The organism is Massilia sp. LXY-5 (genome assembly GCF_059801075.1).
In genome coordinates, this window is record NZ_JBNNEH010000008.1 from 156595 (window position 1) to 180078 (window position 23484).

Sequence of the window (23484 nt, forward strand, 5' to 3'; positions counted from 1 at the left end):
TTTTCAAGGTTTACTTTCGCGCGCAGCGCGCTGCAACTCTCGTACACTGAGCGTTATCGCGTATTGGAAAAACACACGATGCTCATCTTTCTGGATACGGAGTTCACAAGTCTCGAGGAGCCATATCTGGTCTCGGCCGGCTTGGTCGCAGGCGACCGGGAATTCTATATTGAGGTCGCAGGAGTGTCGCCTGCCATCTGCTCGCCCTTCGTCCAGAAGACGGTGCTGCCTCTGCTGAATGGATCGACGCTAAAGCCTATCGAGATCGCCGGCCAGCTAGGGGCATTCTTGGCTCCATATGGATCTGAGGTCACCTTTTTTTGCGACGCGCCTCGTTATGACGTTGCGTTGCTAACGCCATTTTTACCGGCCGGACTGCGATGGAAATACGCGGTGCCATCTTTCCCGAATCCGGCATCCGAGCAGCTTTTCGACAGAGCAAAAGAAAACGCATTTGCAAGCGGACTTAGACGCCATCACGCGCTTGATGATGCGAGAGCCTTAGCGGCGGCATGGGCCGAAACCCGCTAAAGACTAAGCTGCGGACTGGCCTTCGGCCCCTTCGGTGTCGGCGCGTTCGGTCCATCAATCTCAGGGCCTTCCACATGTCCTCCTGGCGCGTTCGCTTGCACAGCAAGGGACTCCAGCATTCCACGCGCTTTCGAGGACAGGCACTTCGAGTACAAGTCTCGCAAGTCGTTGTGGTCTTGAACACTGCTAGCTCCGACGAGCTTTCTGAAATGGCGGCCAGACCAGCTATCAACGTGCGCTTCACCAAATCGACAATATACTTTCTAATGTCGAGTTCTAGCTGTTAGGTTCAAAGTCGGTAATATGACGTAATACGCTGAGAACCTGATGCATTCGATGGCAAATATGACATTACTTCTATAATGTGGGATTAAGGACGGTCAGAGTCTGAACTAGGGTTCTGTCGCATTGTTGAGTGCAGGGCAGATTTTTTCGAGCCCAGCATGAACCCGGCTTACGTTGGAACGATCTGTCCTGCCAGTGCGTAAAATTGATCAGCGAACGACATCGAGGCGGCTCCGTCAATGACGAACTGGCCCTTCCGAATCATATGCATCAGCTCGATGCTAGCGAGCACATTGCCGGCAGAGCGAAAAGACTTGAAGCCCAACATCGCCCTGGTCACGCGCTTGATCGCGCGAGGGTCCTGCTCGACGATGTTGTTGAGGTACTTGACCTGGCGTATCGTGATCGGTACCGCCATGCCGCCATTGATCTCGTCGATAGCGGCCTTGTTGGCGCCGCTTTTGTCCATTGCGACCTTCTCCGGGGTGTCGTTCTCGCGTATGGCCTTCTCGAAAAACCGCCTTGAGGCAGCCATGTCGCGGTGCCGTGAGAAGGAAATCGACGGTCTTACCTTCCTTGTCGACGGCACGGTAGAGATACTTCCAGACGACCATGCCGCCGCGCTGGACCACGGCCAGCGGATGGACCGCGGCGTAGACGGTCGGCTCAACCGCATCGCGCTTTCGATGCGGTTGAGCTCTGGACTGTAGGGCGGCAGATAGTACAAATGCAGTCCTTGTTTTGCCACCGCCGGCGCTTCCCTTCCATGAGGGATCAACCTTCCGCCAGGCAACGGTCCACTGCCCGGATCGCGCCATCGATGCGCTTGACGACGGCCTCACGGTCGGCACGTTGTTCGCGCAGTTTCTTAAGGTCGGCCTTAATGTCGCGGCTCATGTCCGCCACGAAGGTTTGCGCCGACCGGTCCAGGCTGGTCTCGATTTCCTTGATCTTGCTGTCGACCAGCCCTGCGATATCGTCGGTAACGGCCTGGATCGCATTCCGGTGCGCCAGCTTCAGCGCTTCGATGGCGTCTTCCGACACGCGTCCGCTGCCGAACTGCTTCGTGATCTGACTGGTAAAGTCGCGCTTGCCGAGATCGACGCTCGGGATCGAGATCCGGCGCAGGCTTTTGTTTATCCCGCTGAGCATCAGGTCGCCGTCGAACTCGGCGCTGCCGGTGTCGAACAGCGCCATCGCGGCAGCGCTGACCTTGCGGCGCAGCTTGTCGAGGTCCACGCAACCGGCTATGCGGCTTTCGAATTGGTCCAGGCATTCGTGGGCATAGCGGTCGATCTTTTCGACGGCGTCTTGCACGCTCGCATACACCGCTTCCACGTCGCGGTAGCGGGTTTCCCACGTGTGGCCGAAGAATCCCTTGAAGAAGGAGGTATCGACCTGATACGCCTCAGTCTTCGTTTCCCTGACGGATTCAATGCGCGAAAACTCCCGCGACAGCTTGCGCAGTTCCGACTTCAAGCGCGCGAAACTCTCGCTCGCGTCCGCCGCCTGCTCATCGAAGACGTCTTCCAGTTTGGCCTTGCCCCGTTCGAGGCGCGCGGTCGTCTGCTGTTCGAGGCTTTCCAGTTCCGCGATGTTGCCGGTTTCGATCTGGCTGCGCCGCTGTGCCAGGCCCGCCTTCACTTCGCCGATCCGGCGCCGCACCGCGTCATGCAGGCCCGCCTCGAGTTGACGCTCCTTCCCAGCTAGCAGTTCGCCCTTGCGCTCGCGCTGGGCAATGATCTGCTCGAACACGGCGGGAATATTCGACAGCTGGCGCAGGCGGGCATCGTCGAACTGCATGCCAGTCGCCTGGCCCAGCCTGTCGAGGTGAGTCCGTTCATCGGCGGACAAGCTTGCACGGTCCTGCGCGATCATCCATGCCCACGACGAGATGAACTGCGGCTCCCTCGTCTTCAGGTCGGCGAGCAGGCCGGCAGTGCGCGCATCCGTGGCCCCGCGCGCCGCCTGGGCGGCGAATGCACCGTGGGCGAGCGCGGTCATCTTCCGGTCCAGCAGTGCGAGCATCGTGTTCAACTTCACGGAATCGCGCTGCTCCAGAGGGAAGCGCTCGGCTGCGAGGGCCGCCTTGGTCGCCATACCGCCATCCTGGCGCAGCGGCAAGTCGCGCTGGGTGCCGACCAGGAACACGGCCTTGTCGCCCAGCCCTGCCTCGGGGAGCTGTTCGCGGAACACCTTCATGTCCGCGCTGTCCAGGAACTGGCTGAGCCTGGACAGCATGAAGATCACGTCGCAACGCGCGAGGTGCGCGCGCGTAATGGCGCCGCGCGAGACGACGGGATCGTTGAACCCGGGCGTGTCGACCACTTCCAGGCCTTCCAGCCGCGGGTCGTTCAGGTACAGCGTCGTCATCTTGGTGATGGGCGTGAAGCGCCCGCCGCTGCCCACGTACTCCTGCAGCGCAGCGGCAAGCTCGCCCGCATCCGGGATATGGTCGATGATGCGGGTCTGCCCGAAGAACCCGGCCGGATCAAGTCCCCTTTCCAGCGCCAGGCGTACTAGTTCGCCGCAGGCAACAAGCGGCGGCTCGATGTTCTGGTTGATCTGATCGCGCGTGGGGGCGGATAGGGTCCCCGGCACCGCGAACGGTCCTTGCTGGTCCAGGTCGCGCAGGCGCGCCTCCTCGGCAACGTAGCGCTCCTCGTATTCGCGGGCTTTTGCTTCGATGGCGGACCAGTCCTCGCGGCTGTAGAACTCGACTTCGGCGCGCGACTTCGCGTCATGGACAATCCTGGTCAGCGCGGCGGTCATCGGCGTCTCCGCGTGTGGCAGCACGTGCCGACCGAACAGCGCCGCGTTCAGGAACGAGGACTTGCCCGCCTTCATCTGACCAATGACGGCGATCCGCAGGTTGCGGCCCTGTTCTCGCACCGACGCAAGATTCGTGCGGAACTGCGCCTCCATGCCGCGCAGGTCCCCCAGGGGATCGGCGTCGATGACGTCGGCGTACGGATCGAGCAGCTTGAGTATCGACTGGAGTTCTTTCATTCGCTTGCTTCGTAAGTGATGTGTTGGGTGGAATGCAGGTGGACGGCAAAGACCAGGCGGTCGCCCGGCGCGTCGACAAGCCTGGCAGTGAGTTCGCTGTGTCCGCCCAGCGCGAGCGGATCGCACCGCCAGCATTGCCGGATGCGGCTGAACGGCAGGCGCAGTTCGCCGTCGACGTCGAGGAACACGGCCAGCACGTGCTTCAGGTCGGGTTTCGCGCCCACGACCCGGACGCCCCAGCTGGCGCCAACCGCGGGAACGGCGCCGAACCCGGCGCGTGCGCACTCCAGCAGGAGCGGGTCACTGGTGTCGGGAGGATCGTCATCCACGAGTGGGCCGAGCAGGGCGGCGACCTGTCCCAGTAAATCGGCCTTGCAGGCGTCCAGTTCGGCCAGGATGTCGGCGCGGTCCGCCTGCACCTCGCGTAGCCGCCGCAGCTCGGCGTCCAGCTCCGCATGGTGCTGCGCGCCGGCCGTGCCGGCCAGGACGCGCAGTTCGTTGAATGCCGCAAGCCGCGTCTGCTGGCCCGCCAACGCGCGACGGCAATGCAGCAGGAAGCGGTCCATCAGGGCGACGCAGTGACGGCGCAGGCCGGGGTGGCGGCCCTCCCCGTCGATGCGGTCGAGCCAGCGTCGGATGTCGTCCCCGCCGCAATGCTCGCCGCTGATTTGCCCGGGTGGGGCCGCCCACGCCATGACGCCGGCGCAGGCGATGCCCGCACCCTCGGCCGCGGCGCGCACCCCGTCGAGCACTGGGCCGATGGCCTGGCTTCCGGTCAGGTCCGCCTGGGTCAAGACGAAGAATACGGGTTTGCGGTGCCCCGTTTTGCGCAGGAAGGCGATGTCGTCGCGGCGCAAGCCGCCGTTGCGGGCGCTGACCAGCCAGACCAGGTGGTCGGCCACGGACAGGTGCCGCTGCGCCACCCCGGCATCGGCCTGCTCGCCCTCGCGCCCCGGCGGATTATGACCGGGGGTGTCGAGGAACACCAACCGCTTCCACGGCACCGCGCTTTCCGTCACCAGCAACAGCCGGATCAGGTGCGCGAGGCCGGCCGACAAGTCTTCCATGCCATGGGTGCGCGAAAATGCATGGGTGAGCGCGGCCAGGGCATCGGCGTCCAGGCTGACCGTCCGGCCGAACGCATTCAGCGCCACCGCCTGCATGCCGGCCTGGCCGGCACCATGCCCGAAATACGTTGGAATGACGGTGCACGGCCCCAGGTCCTCGGGAAGCAGGTTGACGTTGCCCAGGCTGTTGAGGAAGCGCGACTTGCCTGCGCTGAACGCGCCGCCCACGCCGACCACCGGACGGTCCGCCAGGGCCGGAAACGCCACGAGTTCGCGTATCGCGCCGACGGCGGTGCAGAGCGCGTCCATGACCTCCGGCAGCACGGGCGCGCCGGCACGCTCGGCCAGCAGCGGCAGGCGCGCAGCGACCAGCCGCTCCAACGCGTCCACGCCGGGATGGCGCGGCGGCGCGGCGCCGGCGACGGCCGCCACCAGTTGCAATGCCCGGACGGGATCCGCCAGGTAGGGATTGTGCTCGTCGAGCAGGCGATCGAGTTCTTCGTCCGTCGGCAGCAGAAAATCCATGTTCATGGCGGTAGTCCGATGAAGGCCCTGCGCGCCAGCGGATGGCCCTTTTCGTCCGCATGTTCGAGCCACTGCCTTGCCTGGCTGCGATTCTTGCGCACCCCCCGGCCGTGCAGATAGCACAGGCCCAGCTCGTACAGGCCTTCGGCGCTGCCGAGGCCTGCCGCACGCCGGTAGCACCTGGCGGCAGGTTCCATCTCTCCCGCGGCTTCATGGCATTTCGCGAGTCCGACGACGGCCGGCACGTGGCCCAGCCGCTCGGCTTTCTGAAACCAGCTCGCCGCATGCGCTCGGTTGGCGGGAACGCCTTTGCCTTCCAGGTAGCACTGGCCCAGCGCCGCCTGCGCGTCCGCAAAATCCTGCTGCGCGGCCTGGCGGAGCCAGCGTACGGCTTCGGCGTCGTTGCCCGCACCGTCCGCTTCAGCCAGATACGCCCTGCCGATCTCGAACTGTGCCGGTGCGTACGACTGCACCGCCGCCTTGTGGAACCATTTGAATGCGGTGCTGCGATTCTTTGCCACGCCGTCGCCATGCAGGTAAGCCGTGCCCAGTACGTACTGCGCGGGGGCATGGCCGAGACCAGCGGCCCGCTGCAGCCACTCTGTCGCCACGGGCAGATCGACGCGGTCGTCCAGCAAGCCCCGATAAAAGGTGAACAGTTGCATCTGTGCGGGCGCATGCTCGCGATAGGCGGCAGCCTGGTACCAGTGCACGGCGGTGTCCACATCACGCGCCACGCCGTTGCCCTCCAGGTAGTGGTTGCCGAGCAGGTACTGCGCCTCGACGACGCCTCCCTTGGCCGCTTCTCGGCACCAGTGAAAGGCGCGCTCCGGGTCGCGCACCGTTCCAGGGCCGAACCGGTAGCATTCCGCGACTTCATGCTGCGCCTCCGCGTGGCCCTGGCTGGCCGCGTCCAGCAGGCGCGCGAAGGCTGCGGCCAGCCGGGACGGGGCCCCGCGGCCGCAGAGCACCAGCATGGCTTCCTGGAACTGGCGTTCGACGGCGTCCTGGGGGTCGGCATCCCGCAGCGACAGCCCGTCGAGGGCGGCGCGCAGCGCGTCGTCGAACTCGCGTGCAAACGTCTCGAGACGGTCGATCTGCCCGGCCAGCACGCGCTGGCGCTCGCGCCGCTGTGCGAGCAGTTGACGCATGCCGTCCCCCGTCTGCGCCGGCAGCTGGCCCGCCACCAGCCAGAATGCATTGAGCACTGCCAGCTCGTCGCGCCCGGCGGCCTGCTGGCCCTGCAAGTACGTGCCGAGTTCGCCCAGCAGGGCCGCGGCGCGGCGCCGCTTGTCCGTCCAGCGCGGCTGCAGGTTCAGCCCATCGAGCCACCGGCGCAGGTCGGTCCCGCCTTCGCTGCGCCCTTCCAGCGCGTACGGAGGCGCCGACCAGGCCATCACGCCGGCGCACGCAATGCCCGCCGCACTGGCGGCCTGCTCGACAGCCTGCATGATGCGTGGCACCGCCGATGGCGACGTTGTGTCGGCCTGGGTGACCACGAAAAACACGTCGCCCGCGTAGTCCAGCGAGCGCAGGAAGCGGATGTCATCCTGGCGCAGGGCGCCGTTCGTGGCGTTGACCAGCCAGACGATATGATCGGCCTCGAGCAATTGCCGTCGTGCGATTTCCTCGTCCGTCAAGGCATCGGGCTTGCCGCCCGGGTTGTTGTAACCGGGCGTGTCCAGCAGTGCGAGGTTGGCCCAGCGCATGGCAGGATCCTCGACCACGACCAGCTTGATCAACTCGGCAAGCGGCACCGCTGGCGCGACCGTTTCCGGCGCATCGGGTACAGGCACGGCAGTGGGATTGAACACATGGGCCAGGGCTTCAAGTTCCTTGGCATCGAGCGACACTATGCCGTCCATCAGGTTACGCGCGCGCAGCGAGGCCTTCCCGCTGATCAGGCAAGTCGGGATGGCCGTCGTCGGCTCAAGTCCCTCTGGCAGCAACCGGATGCCGAGCAGCGAATTCAGGAAGCGCGACTTGCCGGCGCTGAAGCCCCCGCCGACACCCACGACCACCTTGTTCGCCAGGTCGGGAAAGCGCGCCAGTTCCTCGATCGATGCGCCGATCGCTGCCAGCTCGCGCGCCACGCGCGCACCGGAAGGTCCGCAGAACGGCACAATGTCGGCGAACGCTTCGTGGACCAGATGCTGGAGGGGGGCCAGTGGCTGAACTGCATCGGAAGCCCCCGCCCACGGTGCGAGCAGGCGCGTGAGCAGGCCCATCCGGCCTTCGGCACTGCCTAGGTGGGGGTTTGCGCTCTCCGCTTCGATCGCATCGATGATGCTGAGCAGCTGATCGTTGTCGAACGGGGGGCTCATGCGGCATCTCCATTGTCCAGCGGATTACGGCAGAGCAGGAGCATGGCATCCCCTTTGTAGCCCCCATTGAACACGGCCAGCTGGCCAAGTTCGAGCGCCCGCCCCTTGTGCTCTCCGGTGAGTGCCCAAACCTTTCGCTCCGATAGGGCCACGAATACGGCGGCGGGAAATCTGCGCAAGGGGTCAAAGGCGGCCCCTAAAAAGTTCATTGCAGCGAAGTTCATTGCAGCGCCAAGCAGCGATCCATCCGTGATCGTCGTCAGCTCGTCGAGCGTCGGCAAGCGCCAGGGCGACATGCCCACCGGCGCCTCGCCGGCGTTCGCGTTCGCGACGGCCAACTCGATGCGCCGCAGGTGCGATTTGAGCGGCTTGCCATCCTCGGGCAAGGTGATGCTCAGGATGTCCGGTCCGGAGGACGTCGACAAGGACATTAGGCCAGCTTCCGGCCGGACGCGCTCGCCGACGCGGACGAGAAATTCCATGACTACGCCGCTGACCTTGGCGCGCACCTCGACAGAGCCGGTTTCGGTTGCGAGGGTGGCCAGCAAGGCGCCGGCGTCGACGGCCTGGCAGAGAGCAACGCTGTAGCCGGTCACGACCGCTTCGCTGGGAAGCCTGCCGTTCGCTCCGGCGCGTTGATAGCGCACGGTCGCGATGCCCGGACGGTCGGGATGTGTGCTCTGCTCAAATTCCGGTCCGCGTCGCCAGCGCATGCCGGTCCTGACATCGGTCGCCGTGCCATCGCCATGGTCGACCCAGCGCTCACCGAACATCCCTGCGAACGGCAGGCAGCGCTGCAATACCAGCGGGAGGTGACGCTGCAGCTCCGGATCGCTCAGCCAGGCAGGCAGTGCGCGCGCCACCGTGCGGGGCCGACGGTCGCGCACGGCTTCGAGCAGGTCGTGCAGCCGCCCGACCCGTTGGGCGTCCACTTCCAGCACGGCCGCCAGTTCGGCTTGCATCTCCGTCTCACCAGCGCCGCCCTTCTCCTCGACCTGATGCAGCCACACCACGTCCACCAGGTACAGCCAGCGCTGGTTATGTTCCCGGATCGCGCCGAACAGGCGCCGGATATCGTCTTCGCCGACGCTGCCGCGCTCGTCGAACTGCTCCGCCGCGTCGGCCGCATCTAGGCCGAGGCTCGCGCCCAGCGCAAGGAAGGCCTTGCGTTCGGCCTCCGTCGCTTTCCGGTCCGGTGCGCAGGCCAGCGCCACGGCGCCCAAGTAGCGCAGCTTCGCGTCAGGCGCCTCGTCGCGCAGCGGATGGCGGACGTACAGTTGGGACGCCTGGCTGGCGTTCATTTGCTTCAATTGTCTCAGGATCGACATGGGTGGTTCAGTTTCGTGGTTCCGAATGGGTGGCCATTGTGCGCACTTGCGCCAACGCTTCCAGTGCGCGCTGGCGCAGTGCGTCCTTCTTTGCCGCATGCTCGTGCAGCTGGGTCTCGATGCGGGTCACCTGTTCGCGCTCAGACTCCAGGCGGGTCTCGATCTGGGCGCGCAGGTCCGCCAGCGCGGTGTGCGCCTGTGCCTGCAGCAAGGGGGACGCCTGGGCTTCCACCTCGCCGCACACGAGTTCGATCGCCTGCAGCGCCTCGCTCTCTGCATTCGAACTCTTGCCTTTGCCGAACAAAAATGCCCCGACCAGACCGCCCAGCACGGCGCCGATTGCCGTGCCCAATCCGGGAACGACCGACCCGATCGTGGCCCCAAGCGCGGCCCCCGAACCGCCGACGCCCACCGCAGGCGCCGCAGCGCCCAGCACGGCTCCGGCTGCTGCGCCGAATCCGGCGCTGCCGTTGCCGGCGCCGGCAGCAGCTGCACGCTCCTCCAGCCCGACCAATTCCAGCGCGGCCATCTTGTCCACGTGCGCCTGCTGTTCCAGCGCACCGGCTGCGCGTTCCAGGCGCGCCGTGAAATGCTTGCGGCTGGCCAGCTCGAACGCGTTCTGCGCATCGGCCAGCACCAGGCTGCGGATTTCCTGCTCCGCCTCGATCCGCTGGGCGTAGGCTAGGCGCCGCGCGCGCATGAAGCTGCCGACATCGGCTACGACCGCGCGCGCCACGCTGCCCGCGCAATCGGCCAGCAAGGCAGCCTCCTCGCGGCCATAGGCAGCGTCAAGCGCCTCCATCGCGCCGCGAATCTGCGCCATGCGTTCGCGCAGCGCAGCGTCGTCGGCAGCCCCAAGCACCCGGCCAAGAAGGTCTTCGGCCCGCCGCACCAGGTCTTCGACCAGCGGACGATGGCGCTGCACGAACAGCGCCGTCTTGCTGCGGTCGACATGTGCGAGCAAGTCTTCGAAGCCACCCAGGTTGCGGTCGTGCGCCGAACAGCCGCGTACCAGTTGACCGTCCACTAGGCCGGCCTGCTGCGCTAGGCTGCGCTGCAGGCTTTCGCGCTCGCTCACGTTGTTCAGGTCTTCCTGGCAGACGAGCAGGGAAAACGCCTGGCCGAGCTGCTTCTGGCGCCGGATGAACGCCAGTTCTTCGACGCCGATCTGGCCGCGGTTCGCGCACAAGATGAACAGCACGCCGTCGCCCAGGTAGTGCGCCAGCGCGGAATCGTGGTCGATGGTCGTCGAGCCGATCCCCGGCGTGTCCACCACCACGAGGTCGGGATAGCGTGCCAGCGCCGGCAGGTTGCAGTGGCGCTCGATATGCAGCGCTTCGCGGCCCTGCGCAAACCTGACGAGCTCCGTCTCGGGCAAGCCCGGATCGGCAAATTCCTGGCTCGTCGGCGACGTTTCCGGGGCCATGGGCTTCCACACCACGACCAGCTTTTCCTTGCCCACGGCAGCGTGGTGAAATTCCACCGGCACGGCGGTGCAGGCACCGAGATCGATCTGCTGGACCGCCTTGTCGAGCCAGCAGTTGATGAGACTCGACTTGCCGACGCTGAACTTGCCGACAAGCGGCACCTTCAGGCGGAAGCCATCGATCGCGCCGCGCACGCGCGCAATCTCGCGGCCGAAAGTGGCCGGCAGCAGGCCCTCGGCGACGAGACCGTCCAGCACCTCGAGCCGTTCTATCCACGTCGCCTTCAGCGCCGTCATCTCGCTACCGTGCCGGATGGGCGCGAGTCCGGCCGCGCGCATGTGATACAGCATCTCGACCAGCAGGTCGGCCGCCGGCAGCTCGGTCCCGGGGTCGTAGCGCCAGCACGCGGCGGAATGCGCGACGTCGGCGTCCAGGCGGCGGTCGCGCAGGTCCAGCAGCCAGCCGGCGGCGCCGGCCGGACGCAGTGGCTGCGGCTGCGTCACCAGGCCGTTCGTCAGCCTCGTGGCGCTGGCGTGGTCACCCAGCAGGTCGCGGAAGAAATCGCCGGCCGTGACCGTCGCGCCGTCGAGTCCGGCGCGATAGCACATCTCTTGGGCGCTCATCAGTTCCTCGACGGTCCAGTCGCCCTCGGTGCGGTGATAGAAGTCGTTGGCCATGGTCGCTAGGCGCAGCGTGACAGGCAGCTCGGCCAAACGGCGGCCGCCATAGCGCCGCGCGTTGGTGTGCAACAGCCAGTGGTGCAGGCGGCTCTCGCGCTCGAGTGCGTCGAGCCGTTCGCGGTCCTGCATCAGGCCGTCGCGCAACAGTCCGTAGACCTTGGCCATCGACCGGTACACGCGCTGCAGGTCATCGTTCTGGCGCTGGCCAAGACGTGTCACTTCCTGCAACACCGCCTGCACGCGGTTTTGCAACACGCAGCTGAATTCCAGGCTCATCGCCCCTTGGCGCTGGACCGCGTTCACGAGGCGCAGCAACGCGTACTGCCCTTCGGCCAGGGCAATCTGGTTGTCGGCCGCAACGCTCTGGCTACGGCCCGTGAGCATGCCGAAGATCCGCGCGACGAGACCTTCGTCGCGCAGCTTGCCAGCGCGCCCGGCCACCGGCGCCAGCGCGGCGATGGCGTCCAGTACAGCGTCCTCCACTGCCCGCCCGTCCTTGGCGTGGGCCGCCAGGAAACGGTCGACGTTCGTATGGATACGTTCGCGATCAAGCTCGGACAGCAGGCTGTCGTTCGCGAGCTGGAAAGCCGAAGGCAGTGCATCGGCGTCCTCCGTGTCCGCAGCGAGTGGCGCATCAAAACGGTCGGTCGCGACGATCCGGTCGAAGTCGGCGATGTTGTCGACGGTAGCGCGGTGGCCGGCGTCGACCGCCGCGAGCCTCACATCGCCGTCCGCTTCCAGCGCGGCGTTGCGCGCAACCTCGTCCCACAGTTGCTGGTAGCGCTGGCCCGTCGCCAGGTACATGTCGAGGTGGCGCAGGATCTCGCGGCCGTCGGCATAGCCCTGCTCGATGCGGCGCGCCGCGCCTTCGTTGGAAAAATCGAGGGTCGCCATGATGCTGCCCAGCGAACGGCGCGGCACGATGGGGATGACGCGCATGCCTGGAAACTGCTGGGGACTGACCGTCAGGTCGTCCTGCGAGAGGCAGACCACGATCACGGTATCGCAGCCGGCCGCTTCCAGCGCCCGCACTGGAACATTGTCGAGCCGGCGGTCGGGAACACCCCAGTAGAAGCCGCCGTCGCTGTATAGTTCGCCGCCGATCTCGACCTCGTCGTAGATCATCGGCAGTGCTGCCGTCGCCAGCAGGCCGTCGGCGACGATCCCCGGATCGTCCAGCGTCCGGTAGACAACGCGGTTGCCGTGGCCATGGTGCCAGGCGACCGTCAGGGGCAGCTTCGACGCGGCCAGCAACCGTGCGTCGACGCCCTCCGCAATCATCGCCTGCAAGCCTTCGCGCTTGAACAGTCCCTTGCTGGCCGCCGACGCCAGCAGTTTCGACACCAGGCGACCGGGCGGCGACTTCTGCGCTACCCATTCCGCCAGCCCCGCCACGCCTTCCAGCGTCAGCACGTTGTGGCGCTCGATGCGCAGCCACATCTTTTCGGCGAGGTCATACCGGCCCTGGGCCATCATTGCGCCGTTCAGTGCGCCAACAGACGTACCTGCGACCGCTGCGATGTGCGGCTCGAGACCGCTCTCCCTCAATGCGTTCCAGACACCGATCTGGTATGCGCCCTTGCCGCCGCCGCCAGAGAGAACTATGCCGAGTTTTTTGAAATTCATGGATGCGGGCGCTTGCCTGTGGGATGGTTGATCGGATCGTGAAGCCGGCCGCGCCGGCATGCGCGGCGCGGCCGTTCAAAGTCCGACAACTGTAGAGCATATTGCCATACAGAATCAAGTCTTGCGCCGAAATTCCAGAATATGTAGCAACAAGCGCAAGGACTCCGGCGGGGTCTGTCGCATTGTTGAGTGCAGGGCAGATTTTTTCGAGCCCAGCATGAACCCGGCTTACGTTGGACGGATCTGTCCTGCCAGTGCGTAAAATTGATCAGCGAACGACATCGAGGCGGCTCCGTTAATGACGAACTGGCTCTTCCGAATCATATGCATCAGCTCGATGCCAGCGAGCACATTGCCAGCATAGCGAAAGGACTTGAAGCCCAACATCGCCATGGTCACGCGCTTGATCGCGCGATGGTCCTGCTCGACGACTTGCCGAGCGCCAGACCCGTTATGTGATGCTGGTGAAGGTGGCCGGCAAAGACACCGAGTCGGTGGTCAATGCGCTCATCATAAATGCGCGAAAGCTACCTCAGTAGCTCTATAAATCGCTGACATGGGACCGAGGCATAGAGATGGCTGACCATAAGCGCTTTACGCTGGATACCCATATCCAAGTTTATTTCTGCGATCCACACCATCCTCGGCAACCTGGATCGAACGAAAATACTAATGGGCTGCAACGGCAATATTTTCCGAAAGGACTGGACCTCTCTACATACTCCCAGGAGAATCTCGACGAGGTAGCGAGGCTGCTGAACGAGGCCCACGGAAAACGCTCAACTACGGAACGCCAGCACAGCTGGTTTTACCAATGTGTTGCATCCGCTTTGGCTTCCTCGTTTAGCGTTTGATCTTCGTATTCGGCAGATGAATAATTCTAAATCCACACGCTAAGTGTGGGCAATTAAGCATCAAGCCGCAGCATCGATAGTAACGTTCGGCCTCATGGAAGCGAACATGCAATCGTACGGGAACGCTCGACTAGCGCCTCGAGACAGTCGAGTAATCCTTCTCTTAAATATTTCCGGTGTATCTTGACCTCCTGAAGGGGGTCCTTCATGAACCCCGCCGCCGCACGCTTGAGGAATCGCGCATCCGCATCGATACTGCTCCCGTAAGGACTAGTCCATAGGTGTAAAAGCCCATACCAGACGAAGACCGCATGGATCAAGGATGCAAGCCGCAACGAAGCGCCGGTCCACATCGACGTAGCACGATGTTCGCAAGGCCGAACGAATGCGCCACCTTCTTCATAGCAATAAAGGGCACTATGTATTGCCTCATGCACCAACGCATTCATCAGGAAGGCCCGTACGTTCCCGGCAAGATGGGGATTCGTCACGGCTGCGAGCCCTGGCTTCCCGCGCCACGATGATGAATAGGGAGATTGCCATTTTTGATCTGCGCGAATGGCCAACACGATCAGGGACATTGTCACTAACGATGCCGCATGCATACGTGCCCTATGCAGTGCTCCGAACGCCTCTCCGATCTCTTGTCGCCAATCTAACATTTCAACAGGTGTGTACAGGCAATATTCTCCATCTTCGTCGCCGGAAAATTTACAAATGGCAGGATCCATCGTCACATGAGGTGAACCTGCGCCTGGCCAGAGCAAACGAGAGCGTTGGTTAAGATCGCCTGTAATGTGCAATGCTTTGCCATTCCGGCGTCCTTCATCGATATACTTCAACAGAGCCACGGCTGGCTGCTCCCAAGCAAAGAGGGAGGCAAAGTCGAGATCAATACTCATGTTGACAATGCCTGCTTTAAGCTACTATGCGCCGATTCGCAGAGGTAGTCGTCAACCGAGCTCGGCCACGTGTGCGGGCGGGCCGTCGTACCAATCCGGGTAAACTGATCAATGAAGTTAGCGGCAACGATATGCGCTTGGTCGGTTAAGTCCTTTGGGGCTAGATCGATCTCTGGTTCAGACCCCACCAAATCAGCGAATAATTTAGTATGCCTCCGAAGTCCGTAAAGGAGGGCTGTACGAATAGCACGTGCCCCGATACAAGTTAGAAGTTGTTCATGAGCCATACGGTCGAGAATTTTACTGAATGGTTCTTCGAACAGAGCGTGTGTCATACCCGCGCATACGACGTAGTCCGGACAGCGCCAAATCTCCAGCAATGACGCCGTTCCCAACAGGTGATCTAGCAAAGTCCCACCAGAGTGAGGGTAATTTGCAACGCCACTAGATACCAAATAACGGATGCATTGCGGAACGTTGGCAGAAGACACAGATTTCCCCATGACTTTTCGACATTCGAGGTCTACCAATATATACTGAACATCAAAGTTCTTCTAGGAGGAGCTATGCCAAGAATCGAGATTCGTTTACCGGATGACAGAAGGCAACTTGGGGATGTAAGGGTGATCGGCGATGACGGAAGCCTCATAGCGGGCCCGTTCCCAGCATATGGAAGGGCTGATCGCGGGACGGCACAACAACATGGGAACGGCACCGGCGACCCGAATCAATCGATTGTCGACCCTACACGCCCTTACGGCGATACACCGACGGGCGATTACACGGTCGACGGATTTCAGGCCCCACAGTCCGCTCAGGATGCCGTCAAACATGGGCCGAATGATCGAATCCGGCTCACACCGACTGCCGGACAAGCGCTGCAAGCCGCACAAAACGGTCGAGTTGGCCTACAGATTCACGGTGGCAACACTAACGCGCAAGGGCAGCTTCGACCGACTCACGGGTGTGTCAGGGTCAGCGATGACCACATGAATCAAATCTTAAACGCAGTTCACTCGGCAGGTTCACCGCCGAACCGCTGCTCAGCGGTGACTGGACGGTCAATGTTTCCATCGGCGGGATGGATGAAGGGGAAGACGCGGGTGACCCACCGCTGACGTTAGGACTGCCGGTAACGACGATGCCGACTAACTATACGCCCATCAATCCACCTTCTCCACCCCCTCCTCCACCTCCACCACCTCCGCCACCTCCGCCACCGATACACGACCGTGCGCAACATGATCGCGAGCCGCATGACCGTGAACCGCCTCCGGTACATGATCGCGAACCGGTACACGATCGCGAACCAGTGCACGATCGCGAGCCTGTACACGATCGCGAGCCTGTGCATGATAGAGAAATTCACAATCGACTAGCGTGAGGTAGCCATGCGCCAAATGTTCTTTTATGACGAGGCGATCGGGCAGGACGTGGTGTTTCGTAGCCAGTGGACATCGCTCGCAACGATGCGCAAGCTACCGGGGCATGGTTGGTTTGCATCCGCCAGCACTGGCGCTTGGGCATTGCTCTCCGATGACGAGGCCTCGCAGTTAAACAGCGTGGCGATACCTGCAGATTTATACGACCGCCTGCAACTGCTTGGGCTCATCCTTACCAAAGAGAATGCCGTCGACGTAACAGAACAGAATTACGCTTGGACGCACGCCCACTACAGACACCCCGTCCACCACATTTTGGTGTCCACTCTAAGGTGCAATCTTTCTTGCAGCTATTGTCACGCGCCGGTGGTACCGGCCAACTCAAGTCGCAACTATGACCTCAAACCTAGCGTTGCAGACCAGATACTTGAGTTCGCGCTAAAGAGCAATGCCCAAGTGCAATCGTTCGAGTTTCAGGGCGGAGAGTCTCTTTTGAACATGAATGTAATGAAGCATCTCGTGCCTAAAATTCGCGCTGAATATGCCAAACGTGGCGTTGAAATTTACATCTCTGTCCAGACCAACGGGACGCTTCTCACTGAAGAGATAATGACATTCTCTCGGAAGTATGACGTGCGAATCGGAACCTCCTACGACGGCGTGCCAAGTCTCCACGATCAACATAGAGTAAGCAATAAGGGTCAACCAACTGCCCAGCGTGTTATTAAAATGATCGAGCGACACCAGTTACCGTTTTTGCCTACCGTCTCGAAGCAAAGCCTGCCTTATTGGCGTGAAATTATCGATGGTCAACTGCGCGGTGGCGCAAGGACAGTATCGTTTCAACCGGTATATCCAATCAATTCTGCACGTCAAAACTGGGAAACTGTTGGAATCGACGACAATACATTCTTGAGTATGTACCGAGAGTGCGCAGATTACATGCGACAGTTGTGGAGGGATGACAACTATCCTATGGAACGGCGGATGGTACTTGCCTTGAAAAAACTTATTGAGGGACGCGACGTTGAATTCGCTGATTTCGGAAGTCCATGCGGTATGGTACATAGTCAGTTGCTTTATGACTATAATGGGGACATATATACCTGCGATGAGGGACGTGACTTTCCCGAATTTAAAATTGGCAACGTCACAACATCTTCCTATGATGACGTCGTATTTGGCCGTAGGACGCGGGAGCTAAAGACGCTTTCTATTCCAAATGATCAAGAATGTCAGAAGTGCGCGTACCGCCCGGTTTGCTCAAGTTGCCCAGTATACGAAAGAGCAGTTGAAGGACAACTTTCATCCCGCCATGCAGATACCCGCAACTGTCTTCACACAAAATTGATCTTCGATCTGCTGCTCGAATGGATCGTCGAAAATCCCAGCGAGCTCTCAAAAGCGGCTAACTACCATGGAATTAAACCAGGCGTTCATTGGGCTCAGGCAGTGGGTTTCCAGTACATCCGCTCTTGAGATTATATCGGTCGCACGCGGCAGTAAACTCTCGGCGCGCGTCTGCGTCGACCGAAATAAACTGAATAGGATCTCGACTGAGCTCAGGCACCTTGGGCTAAGCGTTGTCGCTGGCTTCGAAGAGATCCGCCCATCCACTAGCCGGTCGCTGTCGCGCGAATGGGCTTCTTTCGGACCAGGGCTGTACACAAGCTCTAGGATAATGAAGAGCTATCTTTATGTCGCCGCCTCTAGAGATGTTGCCGAGAGACTGCGCAGTGCTGATGAACGGTGTGACATTACTGAAGCCGGCAGGCTCCTTGGCTATCCACATTGCTGTACAAGGATGTTCCGGGAGGTGGCTCGCCATCCTATGCTTGCCGCAAATCCCGTGTTTTTCATATTCGAGAACGGTTTGGTGGCGAACTGGCTGATGAATGTATGTCTACTGGACGATGACTGCGCCTTGATTACGCACGTCCCTTGTTCCCCAGACTGCTTGGGCTCGATCCAAATAGCCAAGAACGCCTTTTCGGTCCTGTTTGATGCGTGTCCTCAAGATGCACGCTTGTATTGCAATCGGCTGTCGGGATCGATCCTATATGGATCAGATGGCTCATATGTGCAACTTAATACGTCCAAGCCTGAGGCTCACACTCAGCGCGTCGATCAGGTGCGAAAGCAATCTGCCTCTCATGTCCTATCGGCGGATCAGCTCGTCGGCCGCGAGATAAATATAAATAGGGGCAGCATTCGCATCGGATCGCTACACTTGCTGGACGATCAATTCAGGTTTTATCATTTCAGCTAATGATCTCACTTTCATCGATTTCTCGAGAATTGCAATCGATCCTAATGGATGTGCCTCCGGAATTACATGCGGCGTTTTTGGAACTGGTTGTGGTCTACCACGGCATGAAGCCCGTCATGCGAGTTACGGTACGGCCCCATCAGGTCCCAAGTCTCACTAGGTGGTTAGCTGAGCGCAATTTCATATTTTTGCTGCGACGCCAAGACGTCGATTCCGCAACGTTGCGCAAGTAGCGCCTGCCCGTCGTCATGTCACAGACGACTTTCTTTGGCAGCTATTTATCGCTCGATCCGAGAATGCCCTCGAGGCGTTGGCTGCTGCGCTTATATCGCCAACATCGTATGCCGATATTGGACACGCATTAGGTTACCCGATTTGCTGTACAAACTGGGCTGCGCGGACAGATAAAGTAAGGTGTGACGATCATGTGGTGCGGCAGACTAATCTGGTCGCCGTGGCCGTAAAGCGAACGCGGCGTTTTGCAGCGGAGTGCAATATTCTTCTGCGAGACTACCCATTCGCCAGCTTCCCGACATCTGCCATCAGTCACTATCCATGTCGATTTGATTGTTGCGAGTCGATTAAACAGGCTCAAGCGTATCTGTCGTGCTTTGACAGACATTCGCCTGGTGCAGCTGCTTACTTACGTCGCTTGCTCGCAAACGTTCATTTGTGGTGGTCAGACGCGCGATGGCCGATCAACTTTGCCAGTGAGACTCCAGGAATGATGCTTGAGCAACGCAATGCCGAACCAGTTGACGGCCCGTATTTTGTCGCATTGTCGGGCAAGTGCGCCACTCCCGGCGGGGATATCCCTCATGACGGCATCCTGCAGGATTTAAGCACGGACCGCCTATTGCTTCGTTGTGCGGACAAAGTACAAAGTATCGACCTAACACTCTCCGGTGCGCCACGCCTACTGCAGTGGTGTTAATACACGGCCCCACGCATGATGCTCGACATCACAGTCGTACTGTCGATTCGTGAAGAACGGTTCATCATTTCGCTGACCTTATTTCGAGTCTTGAGTCGTTTCGACAGCAGTAGTGTCCTTAAGTAGCGAGAAAAATCGCGTTCTCGTCCAAGAGGCGTCGACGCCGTTAAATGTGTTCGCGTCAAAACCGGCGTATCCTCCCGGCCAGGGGCGATCTCGGTTCTCGGAATTGCTCCTTATCCAACCAATTGATCGAATCCTGGCTAAATTCGCGTGCTGGCGCTGACCATATCGCAACCCAGTGATCAAATATGGCTGGCGAGGTCGCCATGCGTCAGATATGCCATCAGCGCAACGCTTACAGTCGAGCAGCCCGGTCTATCTACGAATACGTCTCGATGCGAGCTGAGGCCGACCGATTCATGGCTAAATACTGAACGCGTATTTAGACCCGCCGGGCGCGGCAGTTACATCTATCACAAGCCGCCTGCGGCGCTCCGTGCAAGCGTCAAAGCGACCTGATGGGCGTGAGCTTCACGCACACGCTTCTGCAGGCGCGCTCGTCCACGATGGCGTCGCTGGAAGTTGTCCCGTGCGCGCAGGAACGGCGCCGCTGCGGGATCGTTTAGATAACGAACCAGCGCCTCGAGCGCCCGTTGGGATGCGACGCCGGGAGCGCTGTTGCGCACAGACCGATGCTGTTCGACCGCCACGCGTAGGTCCCCTTCTCCGACCAGGCGGAGCTCAGCGGTCGACAATACGGTACCTGATGCCGCACGCAAGGACACAATGGCGCTGCGGCCGTTGTAACAGACGCGATCGTAAGAGGCGACACAGTGTCCCATGCGCGCCCCCTCCGCGTGGAGTTGCGCAGCGCTGGTCAATTCGACGGCGGTCACCTCGTTAAATCGCATGGCTTCGGGAAGAATGGCGGGCCAAGCAACAACGTCTGGTTCGGCCGCCGGCGTGCCTGCCGCTGGAAAAGCATCCGCGTGCCATTGGCGTGACAGGTCGAGCAAGCGTCGCAGGCTGATCGCTGCGGCCCAGCGTATGACGAGAGCCAAGGTCGCCTCGTCTTCGGACTCTTTCCCATCCTGTACCGCCTCGACTAGCGTACTCAAGAAGTCGGACGCATCCGCACATTCGGTTGCAAAGCCCTGCGGATCGGAGTGCCTAGCATGCAAGGCCCATCCATGCTGACACTCGGCCACCCAAGACCGCATGCACGGACCATGGAGCACTGACCAGGCGCGCATCCGAAGATCGCCATGGTCGTTGCGGAAGCGGAAAATTCGGGCGAGGACGTCACATAGCTGCATGAGATCGCCGAACTGGGTTGGCGACTGCGGCCGGCGTTGCGGGGGGATCCAAGACAGCGCAACGAGCAATCTACGGAGGCGAACGTCATCCAGCTGCCAGTGTTCCGGCAAGGTCCTGCAGCTCGACCACCGGACCACCTCGCGCGGCACGTCGAAAGCACGCGCGACGGCCTCGTGCAGCGGCTCGGCCTCATCGATTGCAGCGCGTATGGTCACCACTTCAAGAAGTATCCGTCCCCGTTCCGGTGCAGTCATGAGCGGCAATATCCATGGCAGTGCCCGCAAAGCCTGGGCGCGGTAGCGGCTCTTTCCAGCGCGGCCGGCAATGAAGTTGTACACGGCCAGGCGGTCAAGTGGATGTCCATAGACGGTTCGCGCGCTTGCCATGTAGTTCCGCGCGTGGATGTCCAGGACGTTCTCGTAGGCGGCGACGGCTGGGTCGCGCTTGTCATCCGTGCTGCCAGCTCCATGGGAGAAGCCAACCCGCTCGCGCAGCGCATCCGGCAGGCTTGTCAGGGGTGCGCGGCCGCGGCCGCCTCGTTGCCGATTGACGACGGCCAGCAGCAGCCTTTCGACCTGCGGCACCGCCACGACGGGGCGCGGAAGGGTCGCGGCATTGCGCTCCAGTCTCGCCCGAACGGAGTCATATCCTGCTGCCTGAAGTGCGTCGGCAATCTCACGGTCGACGTCGGAAAAGAAACTCTCGTCATAACCGTACTGCGGCAGTACTGCGGCCAGCACGCGGCACGCATCAACCAATGCATCACCTGGTCCTTGCAGGGCGATGCCGTACACCACCCCACTGCGCAACACGCAGCGTGCCGACGCGAGCACGCGGCAGCCAGGCGCCCCCTCGAGGACGCCCTGTGGATCGGCCGTCACGTGCATGAGTAGGAAGCGCAACGGTCCCTGCGCCGAGTCGTACGCCTTCCATTGCACGCACTGGGCGGACGAGGGGGACGAAGCGGAATGAAAAGATGGATCGATGACACGAGCATGCATCAGGTAGGCGCCGCAAAACAATGGAAGCCGAACTCTGACACTGGCCGGCGACACCGGATGTCGCACTGTGTTTAGGCTTGCCCTGAGCGAGGTGAGCGAGTCGAGCGAGCGCGAATAGCTGTTTGGCTCAAGTGTGCTCTGGTCGATCTGACGCTCCTGGCGTCAGCGTGGCTGACTCCTAGCTCACTGAGGACACACGATAAGCGCTTCGGGCAGCTCGCTGAACCATGTGGAATCGTCTTCCTCGCGGCCCGGCATGAACACCCTTGGTTCTGGATGGGCAAGACACGAACCGCAGCGTGACAGGGCGCTGTTCCTCCCTGCCGTCCTGATGTCGTCGTCTGCTTAGCGAGTACAAAGTAGACGACGAGGGAGAAAGCCCAACCGGGCCGTGGCGCGCTCCAAACGTGAATTTTCTAGGCAGGATCGCCCTATCGCATTGTCCAAATGATAAGCGCGCTTTTTATAGGGGCTGGCGGTGAATGCGATGGCTAAACGACGCAGCCCCCTTTACCCACCGAACAAACCACGCATCAAATCAATTGACAAAATCCCGCGTTCGAGGCGAAGACCCGGAAACCGAGGCGCTGGATAAGGCCAGGCGCGTCCTTTTGGAGCCGATCAACCGTCTTGTAAATACGATCGAGTGCAGTGCCTTCGGTACGGATATAGCGGTTCCAGAAGAGCCAGTCAAAGGAAGAGGAATCGATAAAGTCGATACTTTTTTCGTATCCCGCGATCCATTTAATCCTGGTGCTGGCTTCGAGAAGCTCTTTGAGAATATCGTGGTTGCCAAAGAGGCAGCTGCCGAAATATAAAGAATCCAATCGCCCCGCGTTGTCGGCCGCTTCGCTGATCGTATTTTTAATCACAGTTTTAGATATCGCCTCGCTATTCGAACCATAGATAGCGTTTTCGCTACCGTGCCCAGCAACATAGATGTTGTGCACACCATCCGCCGCGCTGAGGCGCAGGAAAATCTCTCTGAAAGCCCGACCATCGTTGAACATTTCGTAGTGATAATGATGCGGCGAGTCGCAGTAGATATCGCTTAGCAAGTCAAACATGCCTCTGACGGACGTGTTTTGGCGCTTGAACCATTTTCCTTCTATGACCGCGAGCTTCATTTTGTATTGATTCTTTCTTTGCGCAACCAACAAACAGCTTTATAAGAGGCTGTTAAACAAACGAGTATAGCAAAGATGTTGCCATATGACAATTATGGCCTGTGGGGCGTCTTAATTAGCCACCATCGCTGATGAACGCCCACTGAGCGGACGTTCGTGCACGTGAGCGATCATCCTCGTCAAGCGGTCCATCAGCTGATGTGTCCACTGTGGGCAATCCGACGACCAACGTACATGACCGTGACCACCGCCTCTTGCGGTGTTTTTACGAGTGCCACCGATTCGAGCCGGTCGATCGCTTCGCGCAACTGCTGCAGACGCTTTCGCGGGATATAACTGAGCGAGCAACCACCCGCCTGAAGATGATCTTCCCCGAACACGCTAATCAGCTGAATCTAGAGAGCACTGATGCCCCTCTGCCGACTACGCTTGCAGGCGTGATGCGTCAGAGCAAGCGGGTTCATGCGGTCACCATGCTGGTCGGGCTGCCGATAATAGCGTCAAGCTCGGCTCGGAAGAAAACGCGCATAACGCAGGCCAGGAAAGCTTGACGGGGCAGCTGGTAAAAGTCGGCCAACGGAAAAGCGGCGTCCAGTGGCAACGCAAAGACCCCTGCTTCAAGCTGGCCCAAGGCTGGAGCGGACACTGCCGGGTGTAGAACCACCAGCTTTGCTTCGGTCCCATTCAAGCCGAGTTGCTTGCGCTGACTCGTCAGAAGAGCAGCAAACTGGGAAGGCGTGGAGACGTTATCGATTGCCAACACGCGCATATCATCCGCAACCTCGGTAGGCTTGAAACCACGGCGCCCGGCGAGCCAGTGCCGTGCTGACATATTGTCGATGTACTGGTAGCCGCCTTCCTTCGTCGCGAACATCTCGCCGCTGCTGACCGCG

13 protein-coding genes and 3 pseudogenes are annotated in these 23484 nt (G+C 61.1%); 4 read left to right on the forward strand and 12 right to left on the reverse strand.

The features are described from left to right. The first annotated feature begins 78 nt into the window (after window positions 1-78). Entirely contained in the window at window positions 79-531 is a 453-nt protein-coding gene (locus ACI48I_RS23095; RefSeq protein WP_498575573.1) for a hypothetical protein, read from the forward strand. A gap of 454 nt (window positions 532-985) precedes the next feature. On the opposite strand, the pseudogene ACI48I_RS23100 reads toward ACI48I_RS23095, so the two are convergent. The 7 genes and pseudogenes from ACI48I_RS23100 to ACI48I_RS23130 form a co-directional block, all read right to left on the reverse strand. Then, window positions 986-1421: pseudogene (locus ACI48I_RS23100) on the reverse strand (IS6 family transposase); the annotation flags it as partial. Between the two features lie 169 nt (window positions 1422-1590). Further along, on the reverse strand, window positions 1591-3825 hold the full coding sequence (locus ACI48I_RS23105; protein WP_498575574.1) for a dynamin family protein: 2235 nt from the start codon (window positions 3823-3825) through the stop codon (window positions 1591-1593). Beyond that, window positions 3822-5423 carry a dynamin family protein gene (locus tag ACI48I_RS23110; protein ID WP_498575575.1) on the reverse strand — a complete coding sequence of 534 codons (1602 nt, stop codon included), beginning with the start codon at window positions 5421-5423 and terminating at the stop codon, window positions 3822-3824. The genes ACI48I_RS23105 and ACI48I_RS23110 overlap by 4 nt, the downstream gene beginning before the upstream one ends. Beyond that, window positions 5420-7741, reverse strand: coding sequence for a dynamin family protein (locus tag ACI48I_RS23115; protein ID WP_498575576.1), 2322 nt, complete (start codon window positions 7739-7741; stop codon window positions 5420-5422). Before ACI48I_RS23115 ends, ACI48I_RS23110 begins: the two co-directional genes overlap by 4 nt. After that, the gene (locus ACI48I_RS23120) at window positions 7738-9069 is read right to left on the reverse strand and encodes a hypothetical protein (RefSeq protein ID WP_498575577.1); all 1332 of its coding nucleotides are present in this window, start codon (window positions 9067-9069) and stop codon (window positions 7738-7740) included. The genes ACI48I_RS23115 and ACI48I_RS23120 overlap by 4 nt, the downstream gene beginning before the upstream one ends. A gap of 7 nt (window positions 9070-9076) precedes the next feature. Beyond that, on the reverse strand, window positions 9077-12802 hold the full coding sequence (locus tag ACI48I_RS23125) for a patatin-like phospholipase family protein (RefSeq protein ID WP_498575578.1): 3726 nt from the start codon (window positions 12800-12802) through the stop codon (window positions 9077-9079). Between the two features lie 228 nt (window positions 12803-13030). Next, a pseudogene (locus tag ACI48I_RS23130) lies at window positions 13031-13234 on the reverse strand (DDE-type integrase/transposase/recombinase); the annotation flags it as partial. On the opposite strand from ACI48I_RS23130, the pseudogene ACI48I_RS23135 reads away from it, so the two are divergent. Further along, window positions 13234-13656 (forward strand): annotated as a pseudogene (locus ACI48I_RS23135) (IS30 family transposase); the annotation flags it as partial. The pseudogenes ACI48I_RS23130 and ACI48I_RS23135 overlap by 1 nt on opposite strands. A 92-nt stretch (window positions 13657-13748) precedes the next feature. Here the strand turns inward: ACI48I_RS23135 and ACI48I_RS23140 are convergent. Both ACI48I_RS23140 and ACI48I_RS23145 read right to left on the reverse strand, forming a co-directional pair. Continuing rightward, window positions 13749-14558: a hypothetical protein gene (locus ACI48I_RS23140; RefSeq protein ID WP_498575579.1), complete on the reverse strand. Its 810-nt coding sequence runs from the start codon at window positions 14556-14558 to the stop codon at window positions 13749-13751. Continuing rightward, window positions 14555-15061, reverse strand: coding sequence for a DUF6817 domain-containing protein (locus ACI48I_RS23145; RefSeq protein ID WP_498575580.1), 507 nt, complete (start codon window positions 15059-15061; stop codon window positions 14555-14557). Before ACI48I_RS23145 ends, ACI48I_RS23140 begins: the two co-directional genes overlap by 4 nt. 63 nt (window positions 15062-15124) lie before the next feature. Here ACI48I_RS23145 and ACI48I_RS23150 point away from each other — a divergent pair, with 63 nt between their 5' ends. Together ACI48I_RS23150 and ACI48I_RS23155 are read left to right on the forward strand one after the other, a co-directional pair. Further along, entirely contained in the window at window positions 15125-15676 is a 552-nt protein-coding gene (locus ACI48I_RS23150; RefSeq protein ID WP_498575581.1) for a L,D-transpeptidase, read from the forward strand. 273 nt (window positions 15677-15949) lie between these two features. Further along, complete coding sequence (locus ACI48I_RS23155) at window positions 15950-17419, forward strand: radical SAM protein (RefSeq protein ID WP_498575582.1); 1470 nt, start codon at window positions 15950-15952, stop codon at window positions 17417-17419. Between the two features lie 2200 nt (window positions 17420-19619). On the opposite strand, the gene ACI48I_RS23160 is transcribed toward ACI48I_RS23155, so the two are convergent. The 3 genes from ACI48I_RS23160 to ACI48I_RS23170 all read right to left on the reverse strand — a co-directional run bounded on the left by ACI48I_RS23160 (window position 19620) and on the right by ACI48I_RS23170 (window position 23465). Beyond that, window positions 19620-21464, reverse strand: coding sequence for a PcfJ domain-containing protein (locus ACI48I_RS23160; RefSeq protein ID WP_498575583.1), 1845 nt, complete (start codon window positions 21462-21464; stop codon window positions 19620-19622). A 533-nt stretch (window positions 21465-21997) separates the two neighbouring features. Further along, entirely contained in the window at window positions 21998-22591 is a 594-nt protein-coding gene (locus ACI48I_RS23165) for a hypothetical protein (protein ID WP_498575584.1), read from the reverse strand. Between the two features lie 460 nt (window positions 22592-23051). Continuing rightward, the gene (locus ACI48I_RS23170) at window positions 23052-23465 is read right to left on the reverse strand and encodes a hypothetical protein (RefSeq protein WP_498575585.1); all 414 of its coding nucleotides are present in this window, start codon (window positions 23463-23465) and stop codon (window positions 23052-23054) included. Window positions 23466-23484: the final 19 nt, after the last annotated feature.